The sequence below is a fragment of the Zobellella maritima genome, from assembly GCF_003075035.1.
Lineage (GTDB): Bacteria > Pseudomonadota > Gammaproteobacteria > Enterobacterales > Aeromonadaceae > Oceanimonas > Oceanimonas maritima.
Map to the genome: position 1 here is coordinate 1,767,560 of NZ_QCZE01000001.1, position 22,721 is coordinate 1,790,280.

Consider the following 22,721-nt stretch of genomic DNA (forward strand, 5'->3'; position numbering starts at 1 on the left):
TTACTACACCAAGGAGTGGAATAATGAGCGAAGTTAAGGTTCATCCGGTAAAAACACACATCGCCAAGGATGCCTTGCTGGATGATGCCGGCTACCAGGCCCTGTATCGGCAATCCATCGACAACCCCGACGCATTCTGGGGTGAACAGGGCAAAATCATCGACTGGATCAAACCCTATACCCAGGTCAAAAACACTTCCTTCGATCCGGGTCATATCAGCATCAAGTGGTTCGAAGACGGCACCCTCAACCTGTCTGCCAACTGTATCGACCGCCATCTGGCCACCAAGGCCGACGAGGTCGCCATCATCTGGGAAGGCGACAGCCCCGACGACGACAAGCAGGTGACCTTCCGCGAGCTGCACGAACAGGTCTGCCGCTTTGCCAATGTGCTCAAGGCCCAGGGCGTGAAAAAGGGCGACGTGGTCAGCATCTATATGCCCATGGTGGTCGAGGCCGCCGTCGCCATGCTCGCCTGTACCCGCATCGGTGCCGTGCATTCTGTGGTATTCGGCGGTTTCTCCCCGGACGCCCTGGCCAGCCGTATTGTCGACTCCAATGCCAAGGTGGTAATCACCGCCGATGAAGGTCTGCGGGGCGGACGCACCGTGGCGCTCAAGGCCAATGTGGACCTGGCCCTGGCCAACCCCAAAGTCGACTCAATCGAGAAAGTCATCGTCTATCGCCGTACCGGCGGCCAGATTGACTGGAACGACAGCCGAGATGTCTGGTGGCATGAGGCCGCCGCCCAGGCCAGCACCGACTGCCCACCGGTGGAGATGAATGCCGAAGATCCGCTGTTTATCCTCTATACCTCCGGCTCCACCGGCACGCCCAAGGGAGTGTTGCACACCACCGGCGGTTACCTGGTCTATGCGGCCATGACCTTCAAGTATGTATTCGACTACCATGACGGCGATATCTACTGGTGTACCGCCGATGTCGGCTGGATCACCGGTCACAGTTACCTGCTCTACGGCCCGCTGGCCAACGGTGCTACCACCCTGCTGTTCGAAGGCGTGCCCAACTACCCCCATACCAACCGCATGGCCAAGATAGTCGACAAGCATAAGGTCAATATCCTGTACACGGCCCCCACCGCCATTCGTGCCTTCATGGCCAAGGGCGAGGAGGCGGTGGAGGACACCAGCCGCGCCAGCCTGCGAGTGCTGGGCTCGGTCGGCGAGCCCATCAACCCGGAAGCCTGGGAATGGTATTACCGGGTGATCGGCGACGAGCGTTGCCCCATCGTCGACACCTGGTGGCAGACCGAAACCGGCGGCATACTGATCACCCCGCTGCCCGGCGCCACGGATCTCAAGCCCGGTTCGGCCACCCGACCCTTCTTCGGCGTGCAGCCAGCCCTGGTCGACGGTGAAGGCAACCAGCTGCCAGGCGCCACCGACGGCAACCTGGTGATCCTGGACTCCTGGCCGGGACAGATGCGGACCGTTTACGGCGATCATGAGCGCTTCGAACAGACCTACTTCTCTACCTTCCCCGGCACCTACTTCACCGGCGATGGTGCCCGCCGTGACGAAGACGGCTATTTCTGGATCACCGGCCGGGTGGATGACGTGCTCAATGTCTCCGGCCACCGCATGGGCACCGCCGAAATCGAATCGGCCCTGGTGGCTCATCCCAAGATAGCCGAAGCCGCCGTGGTCGGCGTGCCCCACGATATCAAGGGCCAGGGCATCTATGCCTATGTCACCCTCAACGCCGGGGAAGTCCCTTCCGCCGAGCTGCACAAAGAAGTGAAAGACTGGGTGCGCAAGGAAATCGGCCCCATTGCCACGCCGGATATCATTCACTGGGCCGAAGGCCTGCCCAAGACCCGTTCCGGCAAGATAATGCGCCGCATCCTGCGCAAGATCGCCACCGGTGAAACGGACTCCCTGGGAGATACCTCAACCCTGGCCGATCCGGGTGTGGTCGATCGCCTGATAGAAGAGCGCAGCCGCCACGCCTGATCAAAAGGCCGACTTTCACGCCGCCAAACCTGGCGGCGTTTTTTTTAGTTAACCCCCCCGAAAATTGGCTACACTCACTGGCAGGCCGGCTTCTTCTCCTGGCCGCCCTTCCCCGCTGATGGCGACGCCATGACAGCTTCTGACAGGCGCAGCGCCAGATCCCAGGCTATATTCCATACACCCCAGACATTAGACCAGTAATTTGCTGCCAATTTTCACGAAATCACTATAATTGGGCCGGCTGCGCTTGAGCTTCGGATTTTATTTGCCAAAATAGGGCAAAACCGGCTAGGCTCTGCGCACTACTTGTTTTATTCAACAAGATCGACGAGGATTGCCGCACTATGACCGATAAATACCGCATTCTGTTGCTCAACGGCCCCAATCTCAACCTGCTGGGACTACGGGAGCCGGGCATTTACGGTCAGGACAGCCTCGAGGACATCGTCGACCGCCTCGGCCTGCAAGCCGCGGCACGAGATATCGCCTTGAGTCACCAGCAGTCCAACGCGGAACACCTGTTGATCGACGCCATCCACCAGGCCATGGGAGTGCAGGATTTTATTATCATCAATCCTGCCGCCTTTACCCATACCAGCGTGGCCATTCGCGATGCCCTGTTGGGGGTCAAGATCCCCTTTATCGAGGTGCACCTGTCGAATGTGCATGCCCGCGAGCCGTTTCGCCATCACTCCTACCTGTCCGACAAGGCGGTGGGGGTAATCTGCGGCCTGGGTGCCGATGGTTACGAATTTGCCCTTGAGGCGGCGGCCCGTTACCTGGACCGCCGTTAATTCAGCACAGCACTAACACAAAGAGAACGCCCATGGATATTCGTAAAATCAAAAAACTGATCGAACTGGTAGAAGAATCAGGCATTGCCGAGCTGGAGATCTCCGAAGGTGAAGAGTCCGTTCGTATCAGCCGTTATGGTGCCGCTCCGACCATGGCCATGCCCCAGTACCAGATGCAGGCCGCCCCTGCCCCTGCCAACCCGAACCCGGCCCCGGTAGCTGCAGCTCCCGCTCCGGTCGCCGAAGCCACCCCCGAAGTCAGCGGCCATGTAATGCGCTCTCCCATGGTGGGCACTTTCTATCGTGCGCCGAGCCCGGGTGCCAAGAACTTTGCTGAAGTTGGTCAGAGCGTGAAAGCCGGCGATACCCTGTGCATCGTCGAAGCCATGAAGATGATGAACCAGATCGAAGCCGACAAATCCGGCGTGATCAAGGCCATTGTTGCCGAAAACGGCATGCCCGTTGAGTTCGACGAGCCCCTGTTCATCATAGAGTAAGGATGTTTCATGCTGGATAAAGTAGTCATCGCCAACCGCGGTGAAATCGCACTTAGGATCCTGCGCGCCTGTAAGGAGCTGGGGATCAAGACGGTGGCGGTTCACTCCACCGCAGACCGAGAACTCAAGCATGTGCTGCTGGCCGACGAATCCATCTGCATCGGTGGTAACCAGGCCAACCAGTCATACCTGAATGTTCCTTCGATCATTGCCGCCGCCGAAGTCACCGATGCCGTGGCCATTCACCCGGGTTACGGCTTCCTGGCGGAAAACGCCGATTTTGCCGATCAGGTGGAAAAGTCCGGTTTTATTTTTATCGGTCCCCGTGGAGATACCATTCGTCTGATGGGCGACAAGGTCTCCGCCATTGAAGCCATGAAGAAAGCCGGCGTCCCCTGCGTACCCGGCTCCGACGGTCCCATCGGCGGTGACGCCAAGAAAAATGCCACCATCGCCAAGCGCATCGGCTATCCGGTAATCATCAAGGCCGCCGGTGGCGGCGGTGGTCGCGGCATGCGCGTGGTGCGTTCCGAAAGCGAACTGGAAAATGCCATCGCCATGACCAAGGCCGAGGCCGGAGCCGCCTTCGGCAACGACATGGTGTACATGGAGAAATTCCTGGAAAACCCGCGCCATGTCGAGATCCAGGTACTGGCCGACGGTCAGGGTAACGCCATCCACCTGGCCGAGCGGGACTGCTCCATGCAGCGTCGCCACCAGAAGGTGGTGGAAGAAGCACCGGCACCGGGCATCACCGCCGAAATGCGCAAGTTTATCGGCGAGCGCTGTTGCCGGGCCTGTGTTGACATCGGCTATCGGGGCGCCGGTACCTTTGAATTCCTCTATGAAAACGGCGAATTCTTCTTTATCGAGATGAACACCCGTATCCAGGTGGAGCATCCGGTCACCGAAATGATCACCGGGGTTGACCTGATCAAGGAGCAGCTGCGGGTCGCCGCCGGTCAGCCGCTGTCCATTACCCAGGATCAGGTCGTAGTCCGTGGCCATGCCATCGAGTGCCGTATTAACGCCGAAGATCCCCAGACCTTCGTGCCGAGCCCGGGTGAGATCAAGCGCTTCCATTCCCCTGGGGGACTGGGTGTACGCTGGGACTCCCATATTTATGCCGGCTACAAGGTACCGCCCTATTACGACTCCATGATCGGCAAGCTGATCTGTTACGGCGAAAACCGTGATATCGCCATTGCACGCATGAAACATGCCCTCAATGAGCTGGTGATCGACGGTATCAAGACCAATGTTCCGCTGCATAAAGAAATCATGAGTGATGAAAACTTCCGCAACGGCGGCACCAATATTCATTACCTTGAGAAGAAGCTGGGTCTGTAATCCAGCTTCCTGTAAATACGGCGCCTGCGGGCGCCGTTTCATTTTCCCTCCCCGCTATCCCGAAATCTCCGCTGTTTTGCTATGCTTCGCCCCCTTATCAAGGGGAGACCTATGACCGATATCTTTTCCATCGCCCGTCGTGAAGCCGGCCTGTGCGTGGCCCTCGCCTGCCTGTATCTGCTCGGCTGGTTCGTCAGCGCCTACCTGGTGCCCGCCGACCTGATGTGGGGTGGCTGGCCGTTATGGTTTGTGCTGAGCTGTGTGTTCAATCCCGTCGCCTTTGTGCTGCTGTGTGCCCTGATGGTCTGGCAGCTCTTTATCCCGGTCGAGCTGGGGGTACAGGATGAACCTTGAGCTGCTGATCCCCCTGGTTATCTACCTGTGCGCCATGCTCGGACTGGGCTTCTGGCTGAGCCGGGCCCCGCAAGGCGGCAGCTTCGTGCAGGATTACTTCCTCGGCAACCGCACCATGGGCGGCTTTGTGCTGGCGATGACCATGGTCGCCACCTACGCCTCGGCTTCGTCCTTTATCGGCGGACCGGGGGCTGCCTACCGCATGGGGCTGGGCTGGGTGCTGCTGGCAATGATCCAGGTCCCCACCGTCTGGCTGACCCTGGGGGTGCTGGGCAAGCAGTTCGCCCATATCGCCCGCCGGGTCAATGCGCTGACCATCAACGACATGTTGTTCGCCCGCTATCGCAGTCCGCTGGTGGTGATCCTGGCCGCATGCGGCTTGCTAGCCGCCTTTGTTGCCACCATGGTAGTACAGTTTATCGGTGGTGCCCGGCTGCTGGAAACCGTTACCGGCCTGCCCTATGAAGGCGGGCTGATACTGTTTGCCCTGACCGTGCTGCTTTACACCCTGATCGGCGGCTTCCGGGCGGTGGTGATAACCGACGCGGTGCAGGGGATACTGATGTTGGTGGGCACCATAGTGCTGCTGGCCGGGGTGCTGCACGCCGGAGGCGGTGCACCGGCCTTGTTTGCCCAGCTGGCCGCTATCGATCCCGGCCTGGTGCAGCCCCAAGGCCCCGATGGCTTTCTCGGTCTTTCTTTTATGCTGTCGTTCTGGGTACTGGTCTGTTTCGGGGTGATCGGCCTGCCCCACTCGGCGGTGCGTTGCCTGGCCTACAAAGACAGCAGGGCCATGCACAGGGGCATTATCATCGGTACCCTGGTCGGCGCCCTGCTGATGTTCGGCATGCACTTTGCCGGCGCCCTGGGCCGGGCGCTGCTGCCGGATCTGGATATTCCCGACAAGGTAATGCCAACCCTGATGCTGGCGGTGCTGCCGCCGCTCGTCGCCGGCCTGTTCTTGGCCGGACCCATGGCGGCCATCATGTCGACCATCGACTCCCAACTGATCCAGGCCTCGGCCACCCTGGTCAAGGATCTGTACCTCAACTACCTGACTCGCAAACCGCCCTCGCCCACCGCCATCAAGCGGGCCAGCCGGCTGGTCACCCTGGTGCTGGGCCTGATCGTGCTGTGGGCAGCACTCAGCCCGCCGGAGATGATCATCTGGCTCAACCTGCTGGCCTTTGGCGCCCTGCAGGCGATCTTCTTCTGGCCGCTGGTGTTGGGCCTGTACTGGTGGCGCGGCAACAGCACGGGGGCATTGGCCTCCATGCTTACCGGCGCTGTCAGCTATGGCCTGCTGACCACCTTGGGTATCAAACTGATGGGCCTGCATGCCATCGTACCCAGCCTGACCCTGTCGGGCCTGGCCTACGTGCTCGGCTCGCTAGCGACCGCGCCGCCATCGACCGAAGTTCGCCAGCTGTTTGGGCGCGACTGACGGATAAAGTCGAACAAAGGGCCCACTCCGCCGACTCGCTATAAATACATCCCTGTACGCTCTCTGTTTCATCCCTGAAACAGAAGGTCGGCTGAGCAGCTCCCTTTGTCCTCCTAGATGCTGCAGAGTCGCCTGTTGGTCCCGCCTTCGGACAACGCGGTGTTCAAAAAGAGGCAACAGAGAACGCCTCCCACGACCGTGACATGCCATGGATGGCATGTCCGAGCTTACATGGATGTACGCGTAGCGTGTCGTGGGTGGAGGCTGTGTTGCCTCTGAGGGACAGGCCTATAGCTTACCCCTTTGTATACAACTGCCCGCCAACAGGACAGCACGCGCGACCAATGTTAGAATCCCCGTTTTACCGCCTTGATGAAGTAGCGCCATGCCCTGGATACAAATTCGCATTAATGCCACCGAGAAAACCGCCGACAAGGTCAGTAACATGCTGATGGGCCAGGGCGCCCAGGCGGTCACCTATATGGATGCCGAGGACAATCCGGTATTCGAACCCCTGCCCGGCGAGACCCTGCTCTGGGGACAGACAGTGGTGGTCGGTCTGTTTGATGCCGAAACCGATCCCGCCCCCATCATCGACTTTATGCGCCGCATCTATAACAAAAACCTGGTATACAAGGTCGAACAGCTGGAAGACAAGGACTGGGTACGGGAGTGGATGGACAGCTTTCATCCCATGCAATTCGGCCAGCGGCTGTGGATCTGCCCCAGCTGGCGCGATGTGCCGGATCCGGACGCGGTCAATGTAATGCTGGATCCGGGGCTGGCTTTCGGTACCGGTACCCACCCCACCACCGCCATGTGCCTGGAATGGCTCGACAGTCAACAGCTGGAAGGCAAGACCGTTATCGATTTCGGCTGCGGCTCCGGCATACTGGCGCTGGCCGCGCTGAAGCTGGGCGCCAAAGAGGTGATCGGTATCGATATCGATCCCCAGGCATTGCAGGCCAGCCGTGACAATGCCGAACGCAATGGCGTGGCCGACCGGTTGACGGTCTACCTACCCCAGGATCAACCCCCGGGCCTGAAAGCCGATGTGGTCGTCGCCAATATCCTGGCCGGTCCGCTCAAGGAGCTGTCAACCCTGATAAGCTCGCTGGTCCGGCCCGGTGGCCAACTTGCCCTGTCGGGTATCCTGGAAACCCAGGCCGACGGCCTGAACCAGGTCTACGGCCAATGGTTCGATATTGTTCCCCCCAAGCTGCAGGAAGAGTGGGCCCGCTTGAGTGGCGTGAAACGCTCCGGGTAACCACGGCAGCCGGACATTTGTCCCCGGCGTCAAGTTCAAAAACGCTTTTTTATTATCCGGACAAGGCCGATTTTTTGCGCACAGCCGCATCCCCGGCCTTGACTTATAAAAATTTCCGATCCGGTTAATTTGTGACCTTTTCACCCTCTTAAAAAATGCGTAAGATACGCGCCCTTGAGCCGTGATAACTGAATCCTCATGGAAATTGGCCCTTACAAATTGTCCACCCCCTTGCTGGTGGCGCCGATGGCGGGTGTGACCGACAGACCCTTCCGAACCCTGTGCCTGCGCATGGGCGCCGGTATGGCCGTGTCGGAAATGCTGTCGTCCAACCCCAGGGTGTGGCAGTCCGACAAGTCTCGTCGACGTATGGATCATGAAGGGGAAACAGGGATCCGCTCCGTACAGATTGCCGGCTCAGATCCTGAGTTGATGGCCGAGGCGGCCCGAGTCAATGTTGACCAGGGTGCCCAGATCATCGACATCAACATGGGTTGTCCGGCAAAGAAAGTGAACAAGAAGTTGGCGGGCTCGGCCCTGCTGCAATACCCGGAGCTGGTGCGAGATATCGTCAGTACCGTGGTGGCCGCAGTCGAGGTACCCGTCACCCTGAAAATTCGTACAGGCTGGGATCCTGAACATCGCAACGGCGTGCATATCGCCCGCATCGCCGAAGATTGTGGTATTAAGGCCTTAGCCGTACATGGTCGTACCCGTGCCTGCATGTATAAAGGCGAAGCGGAATACGACACCATCAGGGCGATAAAACAAGCCGTCTCTATTCCCGTGATTGCCAACGGGGATATCGGCAGCCCGGAACAGGCGCGTTTTGTACTGGATTACACAGGCGCCGATGCCATCATGATTGGCCGGGCAGCCCAGGGGCGGCCCTGGATTTTTAGAGAAATCCGCCACTACCTTGAGCAGGGCACCAAACCCGCACCGCTTCCTGAGGACCAGGAGCAGGCGATAATCCGGGAACATGTTGCCGCACTGCATGCGTTTTACGGTGAGGTACTGGGCGTTCGGATCGCCAGGAAACACGTGGGTTGGTACTTGCAAGAGAGTGACGCGGGCCGTGACTTTCGCAATGATTTCAACGCTCTCGACGAGCCGCAGCAACAGCTTGGCGCGTTGGAGCAGTATTTCGCGAATATAGCTTAACGAACAAAAGAAGAGCAGACCGAATATGTTCGAACAAACTCCGACTTCAGATGCACTGGTTACTACTACAAAATCTCCTTCTTCCGAGCAGCCAACCCAGCGCCCGCTGCGTAACTCGGTCGATCAGGCCCTGCGCAACTACCTGTCCCAGCTCAACGGTCAGGAAGTAACCGAGCTGTATGAGTTGGTCCTCGCCGAAGTCGAAGCGCCCATGCTGGACGTGATCATGCAATATACCCGCGGCAACCAGACCCGCGCCGCCAATATGATGGGCATCAACCGCGGTACCCTGCGCAAGAAGCTGAAAAAGTACGGCATGAACTGATAGTAATCAGTTAAGTTATTGATTTTAAAGGCGTTAACCCGACAGGGTTGGCGCCTTTTTCATTGTGCGTGACACACCACGTGATACACGGTCAATTGTGTCGTCCTTGCGTGATACACGGCAGCACTCTAGAAATTCGGCTCGGGTAGGGGTGGAACCGCTTAGGCTTTACAGAATCTGTAAAACATTCACAGGATCGGTAAATGTACGGCTGGTGTATGGGTGTGGTCATCCACCAGCGGCTAGACTGCCTTTCCCTGTCTGGTGGCACTCCGTATTGCGCACCATCTGTGCGCAACTGCGCCAATGAGTGCGCAAGCCGGTCAGCTCACATGGTAACTTTCATTGCATGCCAGCCTCGGCTCTGCGGGCTGGCTTCCTGGGGATCGCATCCGCCGTTTCGGTTTCGCTAACTTGTCATACCTCTTGGGTACGCAACCTAGACTTGCTGAGGGTGAGGCGGTCAACACTCTGGAAACAGCAGAGGACGACAAGATAAAGAACCTAGCCCCAACTCCCATTTTGGTTTACAATTTCAATATAAATTTAAATTTTGTAAACCGGGGGTTGGTATGATAGGTGAGCGACTGAAGCGTGCCCGCGCTGCGGCTGGCCTGTCTATGGAAAAGCTAGGCAACGCAGTAGGTGTCAGTTCGAATATGATCAAAAAATACGAGCATAACGATAGCATGCCGTCTTCGCTCGTGCTCATCAAGTTAGCTGATTCGCTTAGTGTGCGCACTGAGTTTTTCTTCAGGCCAAATAAAATTCATCTCTCGAGCGTAGAATACCGTAAGAAATCCAATACTCCCCAGAAGGTATTGGCACGTATAACTGCCGATGTCCTAGATCAGGCCGAACGCTGGTTTGAGCTTAAGAACTTGTGGCCTAATTTTCCCGTACCGGATTTTTCTCTGCCAGCCAACCTACCAGCTGTCCAATCACTCGACGACATTGAACAATTAAGCATTGCTGTCAGAGAGCAGTGGCAACTGGGTCTAAACCCTCTTCCCGACCTAATCGACTTACTCGAAGCCAAGGGTATCTTGGTCATTATCTCTGGGTCAGATCAGGCCGACAAATTTGATGGTCTACAGGCTCAAGTGGAAGGGCAACCCGTCATTGTCGTATCCAGCCAGTGGCCGGGATGTCGTCAGCGCTTTACCTTGGCGCACGAATTAGGTCACTTATTGTTACATGACCACCTGCCAGATAACCTAGACGAGGAACAGGCCTGTAACCGATTTGCATCTTCGTTCCTGTTGCCAGCAGAGGGTGCTATCGAACACCTTGGTAAACAGCGTCACAAAATAGACTGGAAAGAACTTTTCCTACTCAAGCATGAATACGGCCTGAGCATGTCCAGTATTCTGTATCGCAGCAAAAATCTAGGAATTTTGACTGAGCAGCGATACAAATCTCTATTTATTGAGTTCTCGTCCAAAGGATGGCGAAAGCAGGAACCAGGTCGACAATATCCACCCGAGCAGACTCTGCTTTTCGAGCAGCTCGTTTACCGTGGAGCAGGCGAAGGCTTAATATCCGATGCAAAGGCAGCAGAATTATTACAGATGCCATTGGCTGAATTCCGGAAATCAAAAATGATGGAAGGAGCTCTAGCCTAAATGCAAGTTCTGATCAGTGATGCCAACGTATTGATTGATGTTGAAGCCGGTCAGCTACTCACGCAGATGTTCCAGCTGCCTTTTAAGTTCAAGGTTTCCGACATGCTTTATCACGACGAGCTGTCACAGCAACACTCTCATCTACTTGGTCTGGGCCTTATACAAGCTGAACTAATGCCACAGGGGATGATTGATGCTTTCAGAATGGTTCAGACCTACTCTGGTCCAAGCCGCTACGATTGCTTTTCTCTGGCACTAGCCAAACAAGAATCATGTCCATTGCTAACGGGCGATGGGGATTTACGCAAGGCTGCCAGCCAGGAAGGAGTAGTTGTAATGGGTACCATATGGATAGTAGAACAACTTGTTATACATGAGATGATTGATAAAGTTGCTGCCCGGACGGCTTACAGTGATATGAAAGCCTCAGGTAGCCGGTTACCTTGGTCGACCGCTCTAGCTCGTCTAGAAGCACTGTAGCAACTCATTTCCCGATGAAGTCGCCGTTGGTGATGCTGAGCTTTCCGGAATTAGAAATGAAGCCGGCAATTCAGCTTCCTCACACTCTTATTTCATTAGGTAGATGTTCAGGCAGCGTTTTTTGTTCATGGGCATTGCTCCACTAAGAGCCCCTACGATGCCAGCCCGCCAGCCAAGCCCATACTCGGCCCACTCCCCAGCGCTTGTCCGGTGTTGGGACAGCCTCGCCTCTGTACAGGCAGATGTAATCGCACCAGTCCGTGGGCTCTGGGTGGGAATATTAGTGCCGTCCACTCTTCGCCCGGTGTTTTGCTCTGCCGCTTGCTTCTCAGTCATCGTTCAACTGCCTGTCATGTTGGTAACCCGTGCCTGTTCAACAATGGGGGTTCACTCCATCAGGTGAGACAGCTCCATGATCTCCAGCATTTCCACGTTCACTTTGTGGCGGCGCTTGTTGTCCTGCCCCAGCGCCTCGATTTCCTCAGGCCTCAGCATCCTGGGTGTAAAGCTCGGCGGCGTTTTCTTGCCTGATACCGGCTTTTTAGGCTGCGTCACTTTCGGTTTGCTCCAATATCTAAGGGGCGTCGGCAATGTATGCTGAATGATGAGCAAAGCAGAGCCCCAGTAAAGCTGGCAAGGGTCGAGGCAACATCAGCCCTATACACTCCAGTCCTACACTCCCCCGTACCGAAGCGGGAATGGGACTCCTCCACCAGCTTGGCAGCCAGAGCCATATTTGATTGTTGTGCTGGCTTGTTATCGCCAGAATAAGCCCCTGAACCTGGCAAACCACAAGCTTTTCCGATAGTGCTTCATTGACCTCACCTTGGCTATCTGAAGTAGCTCAGATGAGCTGAAATCGAGCGGTGTAGCTGTGCCACTTTTTAACGGCAGAGTATCAGGTACCTTCCGTGGGGTAGCCTCCCGGTCAAAAAATGGGGGAACCGTTAAATACCCATCTTCCTTGCCAGTCTTATCCTGCTCCATAGTCACCCCTTCAGCCTAGTCTGTATGAGAGCTTAGCAGGCAAGGGCGGCTATTTGATAGTGATTCTGTGGTGGGTTGGTATTACCTATGCCCCTGAAATGCGCCGCTCTGAATGTCATCATTTGTCAACATCAGCAGGCTAGGGTGAATGCGTTGAGGATCGCGGTGTAGTGCGTGCCTTTGGTGCTAACCTGTGCGCCCTTTTATAGTCGGGAAATACCCACGCTTGCCGGTAGGGCTTTGTGTTTTTGCCGCTTAATGACCTTCTTTGCCTTGCTGGTGGTGTGGCAAGTCTGACAGCCAGGAAAAGAAACCTGTATGGCTAATATATAAAGTGACCCGATTATCGGGGTAGGAAAAATCGAAATATCCCATGTTTTCGCCCCGGCTTTCGGGTCGAAACTACACGCGCCAGCCTCACACCTACCCCGGTTTTCGGGTCGAAAATAACCCCTGTCAGACCCGATTATCGGGGTGGGGAAAATCGAAATGGCAGAGTACAGGGCACAAAAAACCCCCTTTCGGGGGTCATGCTGCAGTGAGGCTGTGTTTGCTTGGGGTCGTTAATTCGCGCCCATCATGGGCTTCCGTGAACCCCCATCTAACCGGGCCGGTCGTGGGTTCAACGTCGAATTTATAGCGGCTCCCATGGTCATTCACGGCGTTTATTGGCAGCCAGGTTAATCCATAAAGGGCCGGCTGGCGCTTGCCATCAATGCCGCTGGCCCCTCTCCGGGTTTTCACTATCAAGCCACGGACCAGCAACTCCCTTACGGCCCGCTCGATCGTGTCCTTGCTCTTGAAACCCCGCTTGCTTAGCACAGACCAGGCGGCGGTCAGGTCGCCGTTGTTGTTGCCGTTCGTCTGATATGCCAGCTCCATCAGCAGTTTTAAGGACGCACCATTCAAGCTCATATAGTCGGGGCCTTCCATTACTCGCCTGGGTATTCCGGCAAACCCTCCCTTTGCGCCGTTCCAGTGATCAGATCCCGTTGGTGGTTTCTTCCTTCTGTTTTTCTTGGGCACTCCGTCCCGAGTCAATGCGGCCACGCATCCCCCTTAATGCCTGCTCAGGGTGTCCCATTTCAAGATTTTCCGCTGGCTGGCGGTGGGCGTCGGTCTGCTCATTCGTCATCCTCCACCAGCTCTACGCCCAAGAACCACGCCAGCCGGGGAGCATCCTCAAAGGGGATTCCGCTGAATGCCAACCGCAAGCCGTCCTCGGCAGTGATTAACAGTTGTGCGCCCTCATCATGCCCAACCTCGGGCTCGCCCTGCCAGCACTCCACCAGCAGGTGATCACGGTGACATTGAGCATAAAGGCCGGCGCTCAGGTTCATCAGAATAAAGCGGCTCTTGGGGGTCTGGATCAATTCCAGCTCGCCGCCATCATAGGTAAAGGATTGGCTTTTAATACCCAGACCGGCAGCCTCCCGGTACACATCAAGCTGGCGCTGATACACAGCATATTGATCCCTCGCCTCGGCAGTGGTCGGATTCAGCTCGTGATGCTGACAAAATTCATGAAATGGTTTCATGCCTGGCCCTCCTGCTCGATACCAAACAAGCGAGTACCTTCGATCCAAAACGCCAGATCAGCGCGGGCCTCAGTTTCGGTGCCGCCATAAGCGGAAATGACACAGAGACAGTAAACAGAAGGAAACAATGCCCCCTTTGAATAATGGCAAATCATGGGTGTAGCTCCGGGTCAGGCGGTGGTGGCGGTTTGTTCTGGGTAGCAGGCAAGCAAGGCGGCTAGCTCCTGTGCGCTCAGCGGCGGCGCTTTGCGACGCTGGCGCATATTGTCTATCAGGTCGGCCACGCGCTCGGCATCAGCCCGGTTGGTGATACGGTAACGGTAATGCGTGTCTATACCGTCCGGGTTAAGTATGTCGTCACGGTGAAGGCGAATCGACAAGGTCCGCTCAAGCAATGTCGGGTAGTTGCGGCCCGACGAAAGGTGACAATGCCTCAAAATGTCATTTTCGGTCACGCCGCCAGAGCTGGACAGGATCAGCATAAAAGCCCGCTCTTTTTTAGCGGCGGCCTTGGCTGGCTGGTGGCTGGTGGCGATGCTGCGATCATGCTGTGCTGATTGGGGGGCTTGAACCTGGGCGGGGTTCAGCCCCTTCTTGTTTTTGGTCATACTGTTGCCCTCCCCTTATGCAGCCTGAAGACCGGAAATCCACTTCTGAATATCCGACTCACGCCAGCGGGTGGCACTGCCCAGCTTGACACTTTTCGGAAAAGTACCGGCCTTTTCCCAACGCCAGATAGATACTCGGCTGGCAGGCACCAAAGCCTGTACCTGTTTGACGTTTAACAGACGGTCTTGGTATGCGGTGTTCATAAAATCCCCCCTTGGGTTTCAACGTGTTACGGGGGGTATTTTCATGTTTCCGCTTGGGTATGGGTGGAAGTTATGGAAAACTTCCGTGCTATTTTGAAAACTTCCGTGCTTTTTGCATCCAGTCATCAAAAGCTCTTTCTGTTACTGGGCAAGCTATTTTTGCTGCTGCCAAAGCTGGTGCAAGTACATTGTTGAAAAATGCTTGGTGGCCCATATCATCAAGACGCTGGCCTTTCTCGGTAAAGTGCAAATCAATCAGAGAAGTAATCATGTCGGATTGCTTTGCAGTTGCCCTTGGCTCTGCTATTAGCTGGGTCATCGCCTCCTGCTCCTTGGCCCTCTGCGCCAACTCGGCGTTGTTATAGATGTTCGGGAGCGGCTCGCCGTTGGTGATACTATGGTGAAGTTTTACTAACTCAGTTTGTGTTACCCAGAGATCACCTTTGGTAATCACTGTCTCATAGTCCGGCCCAGAAATAGCTGGCGTAACCATGGCCTCTACACCTTCATCATTTTTTGCATAGAACTCAACTTGGCTTGCGGAGATCCCCCCTTTTTGCTCAATCTCCTTCATACCCCAAATGCTCAGAGGCCATAAACCATGCGCATTGCCCAACGTCGGCGAAGGCCGGCCATTAAGTGTATGGGTGTAGAAATAAGCGTGATTCACAAACTGAATGGAATAACTCATGGCTCCATCGATTCTCTTGCCGTAGTTTTCAGGGCAAGTAAGGTCGCCATGCAGAAAAAATGGTATTCCATCAATATGACAACACAGTCTGATTGCTCCTATCGATCCCCAGTGAATAATATCCTCCACCTCACATTCCAGCATCCGGGCGGCCCGGTCGATGCGGCAATACTCCAGGGGTAACAGCGGGGGCAATTCTCTGCCTTTGGTCATGGTGACGTGCTCTTTGTTGTTATGGTTATGCGGTGCGGTTGAAAGTCGTCGGGATCACGTTGTTGGGCGTATCGGCCAGCAGTTCCAGGCGATCAAGCCAACGGTTCAGCACGTCCAGCTTTTCCGGCAGGTACTGACTGCGGTTGTAGATAGCGAACACGCCCCCAAGCTCATGCCCGGCTAGCAGCTCTACCACATGCGGCGGGGCACCCAAATCGGCGTTCTTGGTGATAAAGGTGTGCCGCAAATTGTGAAGCGTCCAGGGCTCCCGGTGCTTGAGCCGTTGGTGAAAGGTGCGGCCATTCTGGCTCACGGCCTCCGACTTTTTGAGTGTACCCAACAGGTATGGCCCCTCGTTGGTGCGGCGCATTTCTTCCAGCCAGGGGATCACGCGCTCCGGGATCGGTCGCACAAATCGCTTTTTGGTTTTGCTATTGGCTTCTGGGATAGTCCACAGCCGTGCATCCAGATCCCATTCATCCCATTTGGAAAGCCTCACCTCTTTGGTGCGGGCACAAAACACGGTGATCAGCCTGAGCAGGTCACGGTAATAGGGCTGTAGGCCATTGTTGTTAAGCCATTGCCACAGGCTGCCCAGTTCGGCATCAGTCAGCACACGATCCCGCCTGCCCTGTTTTTTGCCCACGTCCGGTATGGTCAGCCCTTCAAGGGCGGTGCTGGCGGCATAGCCCCGGCGATCGCAGTAACGCAGCGCCTGCTTGCACATTTGCAGCACATAACCAGCGGCCACCGGGGAGCCGTTATGACTAATGCGCTCCAATGCAGTGAGCCACTGGCGGCGGTCGGCCAGATTCAGGGGAAGGCTGCCGATATGGGGAAAGATATGAACCGCAAGCTGGCGGCGATGCTTGTCATGGTTGGCGCGATGATGGACGGCGTAGTTATCTAGCCAGTATTCCAGGGCATCCCTAACCGTGACCGGCTTCAGTGCTTCCTGCGCTTCCATGTTCAACTTAAACCGGGGGTCTTCATTGTTGGCCAGCCACTCACGGCACTGATCACGCAGCTTGCGGGCGGCGGCCAAGGACAGATCCGGGTATTTACCCAGCAACAGCCGTTCAAGCTTGGTATTCCGCCCGCCCAGTCGGTAGCGATAATACCAGGACAAAGCACCGGTCTTGCTCAACCGGGCGGCTAAGCCATCGCCATCAGCTACCCACGTTTCCCGCTCGGGTGGATTGCGGATCAGCTTTTTCACCTTGTTGTCATTGAGCAAATTGCTAGCCATGCTGCCCCCTGCGGCAAAATCCACGTGATACACCACGTGATACACGGTTAATTGTGTCAAATAGAACACCAATGAAGCAAGATGAAACAAAGTAAATAAGTAAATTCAATTAAAATCAGTAACTTAAAATTAAACCGAAAAACATGGTGAGACTCGAAGAAAACCTAAGAAACACGCTTTCCGCTAATACGGCATGAACTGATAGTAATCAGTTAAAGCATTGAAATTAAAGGCGTTAACCTGCTTGGGTTAGCGCCTTTTTTGCTTCACATGATACATCACGGATACACGGCGCCATCAATCCCCCACTATACTCACAATCCTGAGTCCGGCTCGTCTCTGCTCTTTCCTGCTCCATATCAGGTGGCCCGGCCACTACGAAACTTTCATAGTGCCTCGAGCGGCTGACCTTTACGAAACCTTCGTAAATTTTTCTAGTTGGCCCCATGGGGGGCGGTTGCCTGTAGGGGGTTCTGTTTGCTCCCCCGTTTCCGTTTTAGGGGCTGTCGTCATAAGATGGCGGCCCCTAGAGTTCATGGCAATTTATCCACCACCTTGCAGTGGCCATCACAAGAGCACGATAATAACCATGACCTCCAATATATCTACCCTGGCCGGCCTGATCTGGTCGGTGGCCGACCTGCTGCGCGGTGACTTCAAGCAGTCCAAGTATGGTCGCATCATCCTGCCTTTCAGTGTGCTGTGTCGCCAGGAATGCGTGCTGACGATGGTCGACACCACCAAGGCCATGCCGGAAACAACCATAAACTAACTGCTGCTCATCGCCAGGGGCCAGAACTTCCCGCTACAGGCAGGAATACGCTGAGCAGGCACGAACCTTCTGTGCCAAGGGCTTTATTGATAAAGGTCTATGGCATGAACGAGTAAAAACGAGCTCATGCATTGAATTTAAAGGCGTTAACCAGCCAACTGTTCATTGATAAGGATCACCATGAAAATTGCAACGTTAGGACCTGCTGGCAGTAACCACGAATTGATTGCCCGGCGCTACCTTGAAATGCGCAGTTCAGGCGAGGGATCAGTAACGCTATTCACGGAGTTCGAACACGCGTTTCGGGCACTGATGGCCGGGCAAGTCAGCCACTTATTGCAGTGCACCGCCCATGCCACCCATAGCGATTGCGTTGGTCGCTATATGCACCGTGCCTACCCGGTGGATACCTTTATTGCGGGCAGCAAGCCACTGGCCCTGATTGCCCAGCGCGCCATTGCTCGGCCCACTCAGGTAGCAGTGCAGCCGGCGACACGTTATTACACCGACTTGACGGAATACCAGATCATCGAGGCCCCGACCACAGTGGCGGTGGAAGAAGGGCTGCTCGCGGGGCGTTTTGAGGCGGGCATTTGCGCCGAAGAAGTGATAGCGCAGGCGCCCGAACAACTGCGTCTGGTTCAGTCACTGGGGCCTGCACTGGATACCTGGGTGATGTTTGCTACCCAACCGTTGCCAGCTTCTTCACCACTGTGGTTGGATGCAGAAGCTTAAAACCCGAAGATCAGCATGCCCCCTGCCGCGATAAGCGCTCCTCGCTGCCACAGCGCCTTGTGTGCAATCACACCGTAAGAGATGGCCCCCAAACCCACCGCCACTTTGAGCGCATCAAACAGGGCAGCCGAAGGGTGGAAAGCCAGCTGGATCATGTCCGGGTTGGCCACCATCGCCAGGGGGATAATATACAGCCCTATGCCCAAGGCCATGGCCTTGAACGCGACTTTCAGCCAGTTCTCCCCCACCATGCCCGCGGCGATAAAGACACCGCCACACACCGGCGGCGTGATGGTGGAGAGCAACGCATACCAAAACACGAACAGGTGCGCCAGCAGCGGCTCCAGTCCCAGCGAGATCAACGCAGGGCCAGCAACAGAGACGCAGATCACATAGGCGGCGGTAGTCGGCACCTCCATGCCCAGAATCAGACAGGCCAGCGCCGTTAGCAGCAGTGCCGGCCACAGCATATCGTTAGAAAGTGACAGAATACCCGAGGTGATCTTGACGCCCAGCCCGGTCAACGACAGTACCCCGACCACCAGCGACGCACAGAGGATGATGGCACCAATGACCGCAATCTGCCGCCCGGCGGTTACCGCCGCCTCTGATAAGCGCCGGGCAAAGCCGGGCAGCGAAAAGCGCAGGGTCACATCAAGGCACAGCAGCGCCAACCCCGCAAAAATCGCCACACTCGCGGCGTACTGAGGGGTATAGCCGCCGTTAAAAATGCGCTCCAGCAGCAGCACGAACGGGATCGCGAAAAACAGCGAGGTAATCAAGACCTCTTTGCCGCCGGGACGTTCGCTTTCGGCCATGGGCTTGAGATCGTGCCGGGTCGCATACGCATTAATTCCTATCCAAACCGTCAAAAAATAGAGCACCGCCGGCAGCATGGCCGCCGCCATAATCTGCGTATAGGGTGTGCCCGTCAGCTCCACCATAACGAAGGCACCGGCCCCCATCAGCGGCGGCATGATTTGCCCCCCCGAAGAGGCCACCGCTTCCACCGCGCCGGCCAGCGAGCGCGGGTAACGCAAGCGAACCATGGATGGAATGGTGATGGCCCCGGTAGAGGCCACATTGGCCGATGCCGAGCCAGAGATAGAGCCCATCAGCGCGGAGGAAATTACCGCTACCTTGGCCGCGCCACCCGTGAGCCGACCCGCTACCGCGCTGGCCAGATTCATAAAGCCCTGGCCCGCTTCACCGGCATTCAGTACGGCCCCGAAAATCACAAAAATGGCGACAACGCCGACACTGACCCCGGTAAGCGATCCCCATAGCCCGCCTTCGGCAATGGTCAGGGTACCCACCATGCTTGGCAGCGGCAGCCCCGGGTGACCAAAGGCTCCAGGTATGTATTGACCGAAAGCCCCGTACATCAAGGCCAGCAGGGCCACCAGCGGGAGTGGCCAGCCAATTGCCCGGCGTGCGGCTTCAAGCGCCAGGGCAATTAAAAACAGACCGATAGCCATTTGCAGATGGTTATCAATAAAGCCGTACTGATCAGCCAGCATCGACTCGTTAACGGCAATATAGCCACAGGCGGCAATACCCAGCATCGTTAGCAAGCAACCACTGATGCGCTGTGCCGGTGTTTTGGCCATATAGACCAGAATCCACGGCAACAACAGCGCCATGTGCAGCGGTCGGCTGACGAGCGCAGGCGTTAAGCCATAAAACACTAATCCAAGATGAAACACGACGCTGGTCGCCCCTAACGCGATCCAACCAGGCGCAATTGCGCCATCATCCGCAGGGGCCGCCGTGAGCGACAATGTAAAAGCACGCATGCCAGATTACCTATCAATACAGCACAGCCACGGCGTTGGCACCGTGGCTGTGAAAAGCGGAACGAAAAGGATTAACGCAGGGTGTCTGGGACCACAAAGCCCGCTTCTTCGTAGTAACGCAGCGCCCCCGGGTGCAGCTGGCCGGCCATGTTATTCAGCATGTCGGGGGTAATGCTGCCCCACCACGCGGCCTCTGCTGCCATGGCATCGCGACGCTCCCAGAAGGTTTTGGTCAGGGTATAAGCGGTGTCATCATCCATGGCGGTGGTGGTGTAGGCAATCACCGGTAGCGATGTGGTCGCCACGTCTTGCTCAACGCCGGGATAGGTGCCCGCCGGAATGGTTTGCCGCGTCGCACCTGTCTGTTCGATTTGCTCGTCGGTCAGGCTGATCAGGGTTACCGGCATGCTGGCGGCCGTTTCAATCACATTGGGCGACGGGAAAGAGCCGGCGGTCGCAAAGCCATCTATCTGACCGTTTTTAAGCGCATCTGGGCCACTGCCAATGGCGGCATCAGCAACTTGCACCCTTTCTTCCAGGCCAAACAGCTTAAGGTAGCGAGCGGCTTCACGGGCACCAAAAGAGCCGCGGCCAATCAATAAATGCTTACCTTCCAGTGCGCTGATATCGGTCACGCCTTCATCACCCGCCAGCACAAAGTGCATGGTGATGGAGGGGATCGGGAATAAACCACGAATCTGTTGAAAACGAGGATGCTTGCGCTTGGCAAAGGCACCCTCTCCGGCCATGGCTTGCTTGATCAAGGCAGGTGGTGTGGTAAACACATAGTTGCCTTGGCGAGCCATCACTTCCATCACGTTTTGTACCGAGCCCTGGCTCTCTTCCAGGGTCAGAATAATGGCGTCATCCGTACCCTGGCGGATGGCTTCCGACAGCTCTACCCCCATCTGATAATAGGCAGTACCCGCAGAGGCTGATTTATAGGTCACACGGGTTTCAGCATGAGCAGTAAACGCGGCACTTGCGAATGCCAGCATAGCCGCCGACACACCAAGCGTGTGGCGAAGTGAGCAAAATGGGTTGCGCATCGTTATTTTCCTTAACGTATTCAGCGGCCGTTTGCTAACGGACCTCGTTTTTTATTAGCAGCAATGTGTTTGGAGGGACTCAACATAGCACGATAGTGACCAAGCGGGCCAGGGTCTGAGGACGGCGGGAATGCCGGAATGGCAGGCGCTTTTTCCGGCCCTGGAGCAGAGTGCCTGGCTGAAATTACTCGCTCGCTGACTCGAGTACACTACTATTTCGAGCAGCTATTTAACCCATCAAACAGCACGTACAGCCCCTCCTGTCCATCCCCCTGTTTAAGTAGCCGCCATGCACGGGAATATTGCCTAGACTGATAGCAATGGATTTTTATCGACAGGGCAGTCACCCATGGTCAGGGTAAAGGAGAGACAATCCGGGCTCACAACCGTTGAATATGCCATCGCCGGCGCCCTGCTTACCCTGGCAGTGGTTGCCGCCTTTGCCGGTCTGGGCAAAACGGTGGGCGATACGGTGATGGATCTGGTGGAAGCGATTGAGCAGATCAATGGCAATGAAGCCAACTCGGACTCCGGCAATGGTGATGAGGGTGGCAATACGGGATCCTCTGGCGGCGGCGATGGTGGCACGGGATCCGGCGACGGCGGCTCGGGCTCCGGTTCAACGGGCGCCAATGACGGCGGCACAGATTCAGGTTCAACTGGCGCCAATGATGGCGGCTCGGGTTCAGGTTCAACGGGCGCCAATGATGGCGGCACGGGTTCAGGTTCAACGGGCGCCAATGATGGCGGCACGGGTTCAGGTTCAACAGGCGCCAATGATGGCGGCACGGGTTCAGGTTCAACAGGCGCCAATGATGGCGGCACGGGTTCAGGTTCAACAGGCGCCAATGATGGCGGCACGGGTTCAGGTTCAACGGGCGCCAATGATGGCGGCACGGGTTCAGGTTCAACGGGTGCCAATGATGGCGGCACGGGTTCAGCTTCAGCGGGAGGAAGCCCGCACCTGAGCAACGGTGCGCCAGCCTCCGCTTTAACCGGCAACGGCGCCGCTACCTCGGGCCAGGTCGCCGGACCTTCGAGCTCCGCTCCTCTATCCGAAAGCAGCCCCCCTGGTTCGTCAACAGAGGATCCGCAACACCTCGCCAGGCAGGGCTCAGAGGTTAGAAACATCCGGGCCGGGACCACCGATACCCCCCAATCTTCTGCTGACACCACACCGGCCAACGACCAGGATGGAGTCCCGGAACAAGGAATACAGTCATCCTATTCACCCTGGCTGCTAGGATTGCTCGTATTCATTCTGGCCTGGTGGCTGTATCGCCGACGCATGAGAAAAGCGTAACCCGACCCGCCAGCGCTCGTAAGGCACAAGGCACGAGGGCTGACTTGTCGTCCAGGCGGCAGCATTCTGGCGCAATCTCCGATATATAACAGCCCCGGCCAGGCACTAGGAAGCTTGTCATGCTTCCATAACTTATGGGACAATAAACATACTTGAACTGCTCAATTAATACGCAGGTTCAAAAAAGGCAAAGCCCTCGAAAGAAGGTGACGCAAAGCTTCTGGCCTAATGAGTACGCTCAATGGCAGCAGGGCTGCAGAAGAACCTGATAACGCCCGGATGTAAAACCGCCGTATCACCCCC

The 22,721-nt window shown here is 56.4% G+C and carries 23 protein-coding genes and 1 riboswitch; of the genes, 14 read left to right on the top strand and 9 right to left on the bottom strand.

Translation table 11 applies throughout. The annotated features are described in order from the left end of the window. Positions 1 to 23 precede the first annotated feature (23 nt). The 11 genes from acs to DCS96_RS08245 all read left to right on the top strand — a co-directional run bounded on the left by acs (position 24) and on the right by DCS96_RS08245 (position 11,273). A complete protein-coding gene (acs, locus tag DCS96_RS08195) occupies positions 24 to 1,973 on the top strand; it encodes an acetate--CoA ligase (RefSeq protein WP_116473805.1) in 1,950 nt (649 codons plus the stop codon). 344 nt (positions 1,974 to 2,317) lie between these two features. After that, positions 2,318 to 2,767: a type II 3-dehydroquinate dehydratase gene (gene aroQ, locus DCS96_RS08200; RefSeq protein ID WP_116473806.1), complete on the top strand. Its 450-nt coding sequence runs from the start codon at positions 2,318 to 2,320 to the stop codon at positions 2,765 to 2,767. A gap of 32 nt (positions 2,768 to 2,799) precedes the next feature. Continuing rightward, positions 2,800 to 3,264 carry an acetyl-CoA carboxylase biotin carboxyl carrier protein gene (accB, locus tag DCS96_RS08205; protein WP_116473807.1) on the top strand — a complete coding sequence of 155 codons (465 nt, stop codon included), beginning with the start codon at positions 2,800 to 2,802 and terminating at the stop codon, positions 3,262 to 3,264. 9 nt (positions 3,265 to 3,273) lie between these two features. Next, a complete protein-coding gene (gene accC / locus DCS96_RS08210) occupies positions 3,274 to 4,614 on the top strand; it encodes an acetyl-CoA carboxylase biotin carboxylase subunit (RefSeq protein ID WP_116473808.1) in 1,341 nt (446 codons plus the stop codon). A 111-nt stretch (positions 4,615 to 4,725) separates the two neighbouring features. Then, on the top strand, positions 4,726 to 4,968 hold the full coding sequence (locus tag DCS96_RS08215) for a YhdT family protein (RefSeq protein WP_116473809.1): 243 nt from the start codon (positions 4,726 to 4,728) through the stop codon (positions 4,966 to 4,968). Next, complete coding sequence (panF, locus tag DCS96_RS08220) at positions 4,958 to 6,412, top strand: sodium/pantothenate symporter (RefSeq protein ID WP_116473810.1); 1,455 nt, start codon at positions 4,958 to 4,960, stop codon at positions 6,410 to 6,412. The genes DCS96_RS08215 and panF overlap by 11 nt, the downstream gene beginning before the upstream one ends. Before the next feature lie 385 nt (positions 6,413 to 6,797). Continuing rightward, positions 6,798 to 7,679 (top strand): 50S ribosomal protein L11 methyltransferase, encoded by an 882-nt coding sequence (prmA, locus tag DCS96_RS08225; RefSeq protein WP_116473811.1) that lies wholly within the window; start codon positions 6,798 to 6,800, stop codon positions 7,677 to 7,679. A gap of 198 nt (positions 7,680 to 7,877) precedes the next feature. Continuing rightward, complete coding sequence (gene dusB, locus DCS96_RS08230; protein WP_116473812.1) at positions 7,878 to 8,843, top strand: tRNA dihydrouridine synthase DusB; 966 nt, start codon at positions 7,878 to 7,880, stop codon at positions 8,841 to 8,843. 25 nt (positions 8,844 to 8,868) lie between these two features. Continuing rightward, the gene (gene fis, locus DCS96_RS08235; protein ID WP_116473813.1) at positions 8,869 to 9,168 is read left to right on the top strand and encodes a DNA-binding transcriptional regulator Fis; all 300 of its coding nucleotides are present in this window, start codon (positions 8,869 to 8,871) and stop codon (positions 9,166 to 9,168) included. 572 nt (positions 9,169 to 9,740) lie between these two features. Continuing rightward, positions 9,741 to 10,793 (top strand): helix-turn-helix domain-containing protein, encoded by a 1,053-nt coding sequence (locus DCS96_RS08240; RefSeq protein WP_116473814.1) that lies wholly within the window; start codon positions 9,741 to 9,743, stop codon positions 10,791 to 10,793. Next, positions 10,794 to 11,273, top strand: coding sequence for a PIN domain-containing protein (locus DCS96_RS08245; RefSeq protein ID WP_116473815.1), 480 nt, complete (start codon positions 10,794 to 10,796; stop codon positions 11,271 to 11,273). It abuts the gene before it with no gap. A 387-nt stretch (positions 11,274 to 11,660) separates the two neighbouring features. On the opposite strand, the gene DCS96_RS18565 is transcribed toward DCS96_RS08245, so the two are convergent. The 7 genes from DCS96_RS18565 to DCS96_RS08285 form a co-directional block, all read right to left on the bottom strand. Further along, positions 11,661 to 11,828: a hypothetical protein gene (locus DCS96_RS18565; RefSeq protein WP_157953604.1), complete on the bottom strand. Its 168-nt coding sequence runs from the start codon at positions 11,826 to 11,828 to the stop codon at positions 11,661 to 11,663. A 960-nt stretch (positions 11,829 to 12,788) separates the two neighbouring features. Next, on the bottom strand, positions 12,789 to 13,193 hold the full coding sequence (locus DCS96_RS08260) for a hypothetical protein (protein ID WP_116473818.1): 405 nt from the start codon (positions 13,191 to 13,193) through the stop codon (positions 12,789 to 12,791). A gap of 191 nt (positions 13,194 to 13,384) precedes the next feature. Beyond that, the gene (locus DCS96_RS08265) at positions 13,385 to 13,798 is read right to left on the bottom strand and encodes a hypothetical protein (protein WP_116473819.1); all 414 of its coding nucleotides are present in this window, start codon (positions 13,796 to 13,798) and stop codon (positions 13,385 to 13,387) included. A gap of 170 nt (positions 13,799 to 13,968) precedes the next feature. Then, on the bottom strand, positions 13,969 to 14,406 hold the full coding sequence (locus tag DCS96_RS08270; protein ID WP_116473820.1) for a hypothetical protein: 438 nt from the start codon (positions 14,404 to 14,406) through the stop codon (positions 13,969 to 13,971). Between the two features lie 15 nt (positions 14,407 to 14,421). After that, positions 14,422 to 14,610 carry a helix-turn-helix transcriptional regulator gene (locus tag DCS96_RS08275; RefSeq protein WP_116473821.1) on the bottom strand — a complete coding sequence of 63 codons (189 nt, stop codon included), beginning with the start codon at positions 14,608 to 14,610 and terminating at the stop codon, positions 14,422 to 14,424. An 88-nt stretch (positions 14,611 to 14,698) separates the two neighbouring features. Continuing rightward, positions 14,699 to 15,514: a hypothetical protein gene (locus tag DCS96_RS08280; RefSeq protein WP_116473822.1), complete on the bottom strand. Its 816-nt coding sequence runs from the start codon at positions 15,512 to 15,514 to the stop codon at positions 14,699 to 14,701. Between the two features lie 25 nt (positions 15,515 to 15,539). Then, positions 15,540 to 16,763 carry a tyrosine-type recombinase/integrase gene (locus DCS96_RS08285; RefSeq protein WP_116473823.1) on the bottom strand — a complete coding sequence of 408 codons (1,224 nt, stop codon included), beginning with the start codon at positions 16,761 to 16,763 and terminating at the stop codon, positions 15,540 to 15,542. Positions 16,764 to 17,352: 589 nt separating this feature from the next. Here DCS96_RS08285 and DCS96_RS08290 point away from each other — a divergent pair. Further along, a complete protein-coding gene (locus tag DCS96_RS08290; RefSeq protein ID WP_116473824.1) occupies positions 17,353 to 17,535 on the top strand; it encodes a type I restriction-modification system subunit M N-terminal domain-containing protein in 183 nt (60 codons plus the stop codon). Positions 17,536 to 17,715: 180 nt separating this feature from the next. Then, entirely contained in the window at positions 17,716 to 18,270 is a 555-nt protein-coding gene (locus tag DCS96_RS08295) for a hypothetical protein (RefSeq protein ID WP_116473825.1), read from the top strand. Here the strand turns inward: DCS96_RS08295 and DCS96_RS08300 are convergent. Both DCS96_RS08300 and DCS96_RS08305 read right to left on the bottom strand, forming a co-directional pair. After that, positions 18,267 to 20,066 (bottom strand): TRAP transporter permease, encoded by a 1,800-nt coding sequence (locus tag DCS96_RS08300; RefSeq protein ID WP_116473826.1) that lies wholly within the window; start codon positions 20,064 to 20,066, stop codon positions 18,267 to 18,269. The genes DCS96_RS08295 and DCS96_RS08300 overlap by 4 nt on opposite strands. Before the next feature lie 71 nt (positions 20,067 to 20,137). Beyond that, positions 20,138 to 21,115, bottom strand: a complete 978-nt coding sequence (locus DCS96_RS08305; RefSeq protein ID WP_116473827.1) for a TAXI family TRAP transporter solute-binding subunit — start codon at positions 21,113 to 21,115, stop codon at positions 20,138 to 20,140. A gap of 349 nt (positions 21,116 to 21,464) precedes the next feature. Here DCS96_RS08305 and DCS96_RS18570 point away from each other — a divergent pair, with 349 nt between their 5' ends. Further along, positions 21,465 to 22,418 (top strand): hypothetical protein, encoded by a 954-nt coding sequence (locus tag DCS96_RS18570; RefSeq protein ID WP_157953605.1) that lies wholly within the window; start codon positions 21,465 to 21,467, stop codon positions 22,416 to 22,418. Positions 22,419 to 22,594: 176 nt separating this feature from the next. Then, positions 22,595 to 22,679: riboswitch (cyclic di-GMP riboswitch) on the top strand. Positions 22,680 to 22,721 lie beyond the last annotated feature (42 nt).

Bases quoted from the DNA above. Each gene is read 5' to 3' on its own strand.
- dusB (WP_116473812.1), top strand. From the start codon at position 7,878: ATGGAAATTGGCCCTTACAAATTGTCCACCCCCTTGCTGGTGGCGCCG.
- DCS96_RS18570 (WP_157953605.1), top strand. From the start codon at position 21,465: ATGGTCAGGGTAAAGGAGAGACAATCCGGGCTCACAACCGTTGAATAT.
- accC (WP_116473808.1), top strand. From the start codon at position 3,274: ATGCTGGATAAAGTAGTCATCGCCAACCGCGGTGAAATCGCACTTAGG.
- DCS96_RS08305 (WP_116473827.1), bottom strand. From the start codon at position 21,115: ATGCGCAACCCATTTTGCTCACTTCGCCACACGCTTGGTGTGTCGGCG.
- aroQ (WP_116473806.1), top strand. From the start codon at position 2,318: ATGACCGATAAATACCGCATTCTGTTGCTCAACGGCCCCAATCTCAAC.
- DCS96_RS08245 (WP_116473815.1), top strand. From the start codon at position 10,794: ATGCAAGTTCTGATCAGTGATGCCAACGTATTGATTGATGTTGAAGCC.
- prmA (WP_116473811.1), top strand. From the start codon at position 6,798: ATGCCCTGGATACAAATTCGCATTAATGCCACCGAGAAAACCGCCGAC.
- DCS96_RS08280 (WP_116473822.1), bottom strand. From the start codon at position 15,514: ATGACCAAAGGCAGAGAATTGCCCCCGCTGTTACCCCTGGAGTATTGC.
- fis (WP_116473813.1), top strand. From the start codon at position 8,869: ATGTTCGAACAAACTCCGACTTCAGATGCACTGGTTACTACTACAAAA.
- DCS96_RS08260 (WP_116473818.1), bottom strand. From the start codon at position 13,193: ATGGAAGGCCCCGACTATATGAGCTTGAATGGTGCGTCCTTAAAACTG.
- DCS96_RS08240 (WP_116473814.1), top strand. From the start codon at position 9,741: ATGATAGGTGAGCGACTGAAGCGTGCCCGCGCTGCGGCTGGCCTGTCT.
- acs (WP_116473805.1), top strand. From the start codon at position 24: ATGAGCGAAGTTAAGGTTCATCCGGTAAAAACACACATCGCCAAGGAT.
- DCS96_RS08215 (WP_116473809.1), top strand. From the start codon at position 4,726: ATGACCGATATCTTTTCCATCGCCCGTCGTGAAGCCGGCCTGTGCGTG.
- DCS96_RS08275 (WP_116473821.1), bottom strand. From the start codon at position 14,610: ATGAACACCGCATACCAAGACCGTCTGTTAAACGTCAAACAGGTACAG.
- DCS96_RS08290 (WP_116473824.1), top strand. From the start codon at position 17,353: ATGACCTCCAATATATCTACCCTGGCCGGCCTGATCTGGTCGGTGGCC.
- panF (WP_116473810.1), top strand. From the start codon at position 4,958: ATGAACCTTGAGCTGCTGATCCCCCTGGTTATCTACCTGTGCGCCATG.
- DCS96_RS08265 (WP_116473819.1), bottom strand. From the start codon at position 13,798: ATGAAACCATTTCATGAATTTTGTCAGCATCACGAGCTGAATCCGACC.
- DCS96_RS08285 (WP_116473823.1), bottom strand. From the start codon at position 16,763: ATGGCTAGCAATTTGCTCAATGACAACAAGGTGAAAAAGCTGATCCGC.
- accB (WP_116473807.1), top strand. From the start codon at position 2,800: ATGGATATTCGTAAAATCAAAAAACTGATCGAACTGGTAGAAGAATCA.
- DCS96_RS08295 (WP_116473825.1), top strand. From the start codon at position 17,716: ATGAAAATTGCAACGTTAGGACCTGCTGGCAGTAACCACGAATTGATT.
- DCS96_RS08300 (WP_116473826.1), bottom strand. From the start codon at position 20,066: ATGCGTGCTTTTACATTGTCGCTCACGGCGGCCCCTGCGGATGATGGC.
- DCS96_RS08270 (WP_116473820.1), bottom strand. From the start codon at position 14,406: ATGACCAAAAACAAGAAGGGGCTGAACCCCGCCCAGGTTCAAGCCCCC.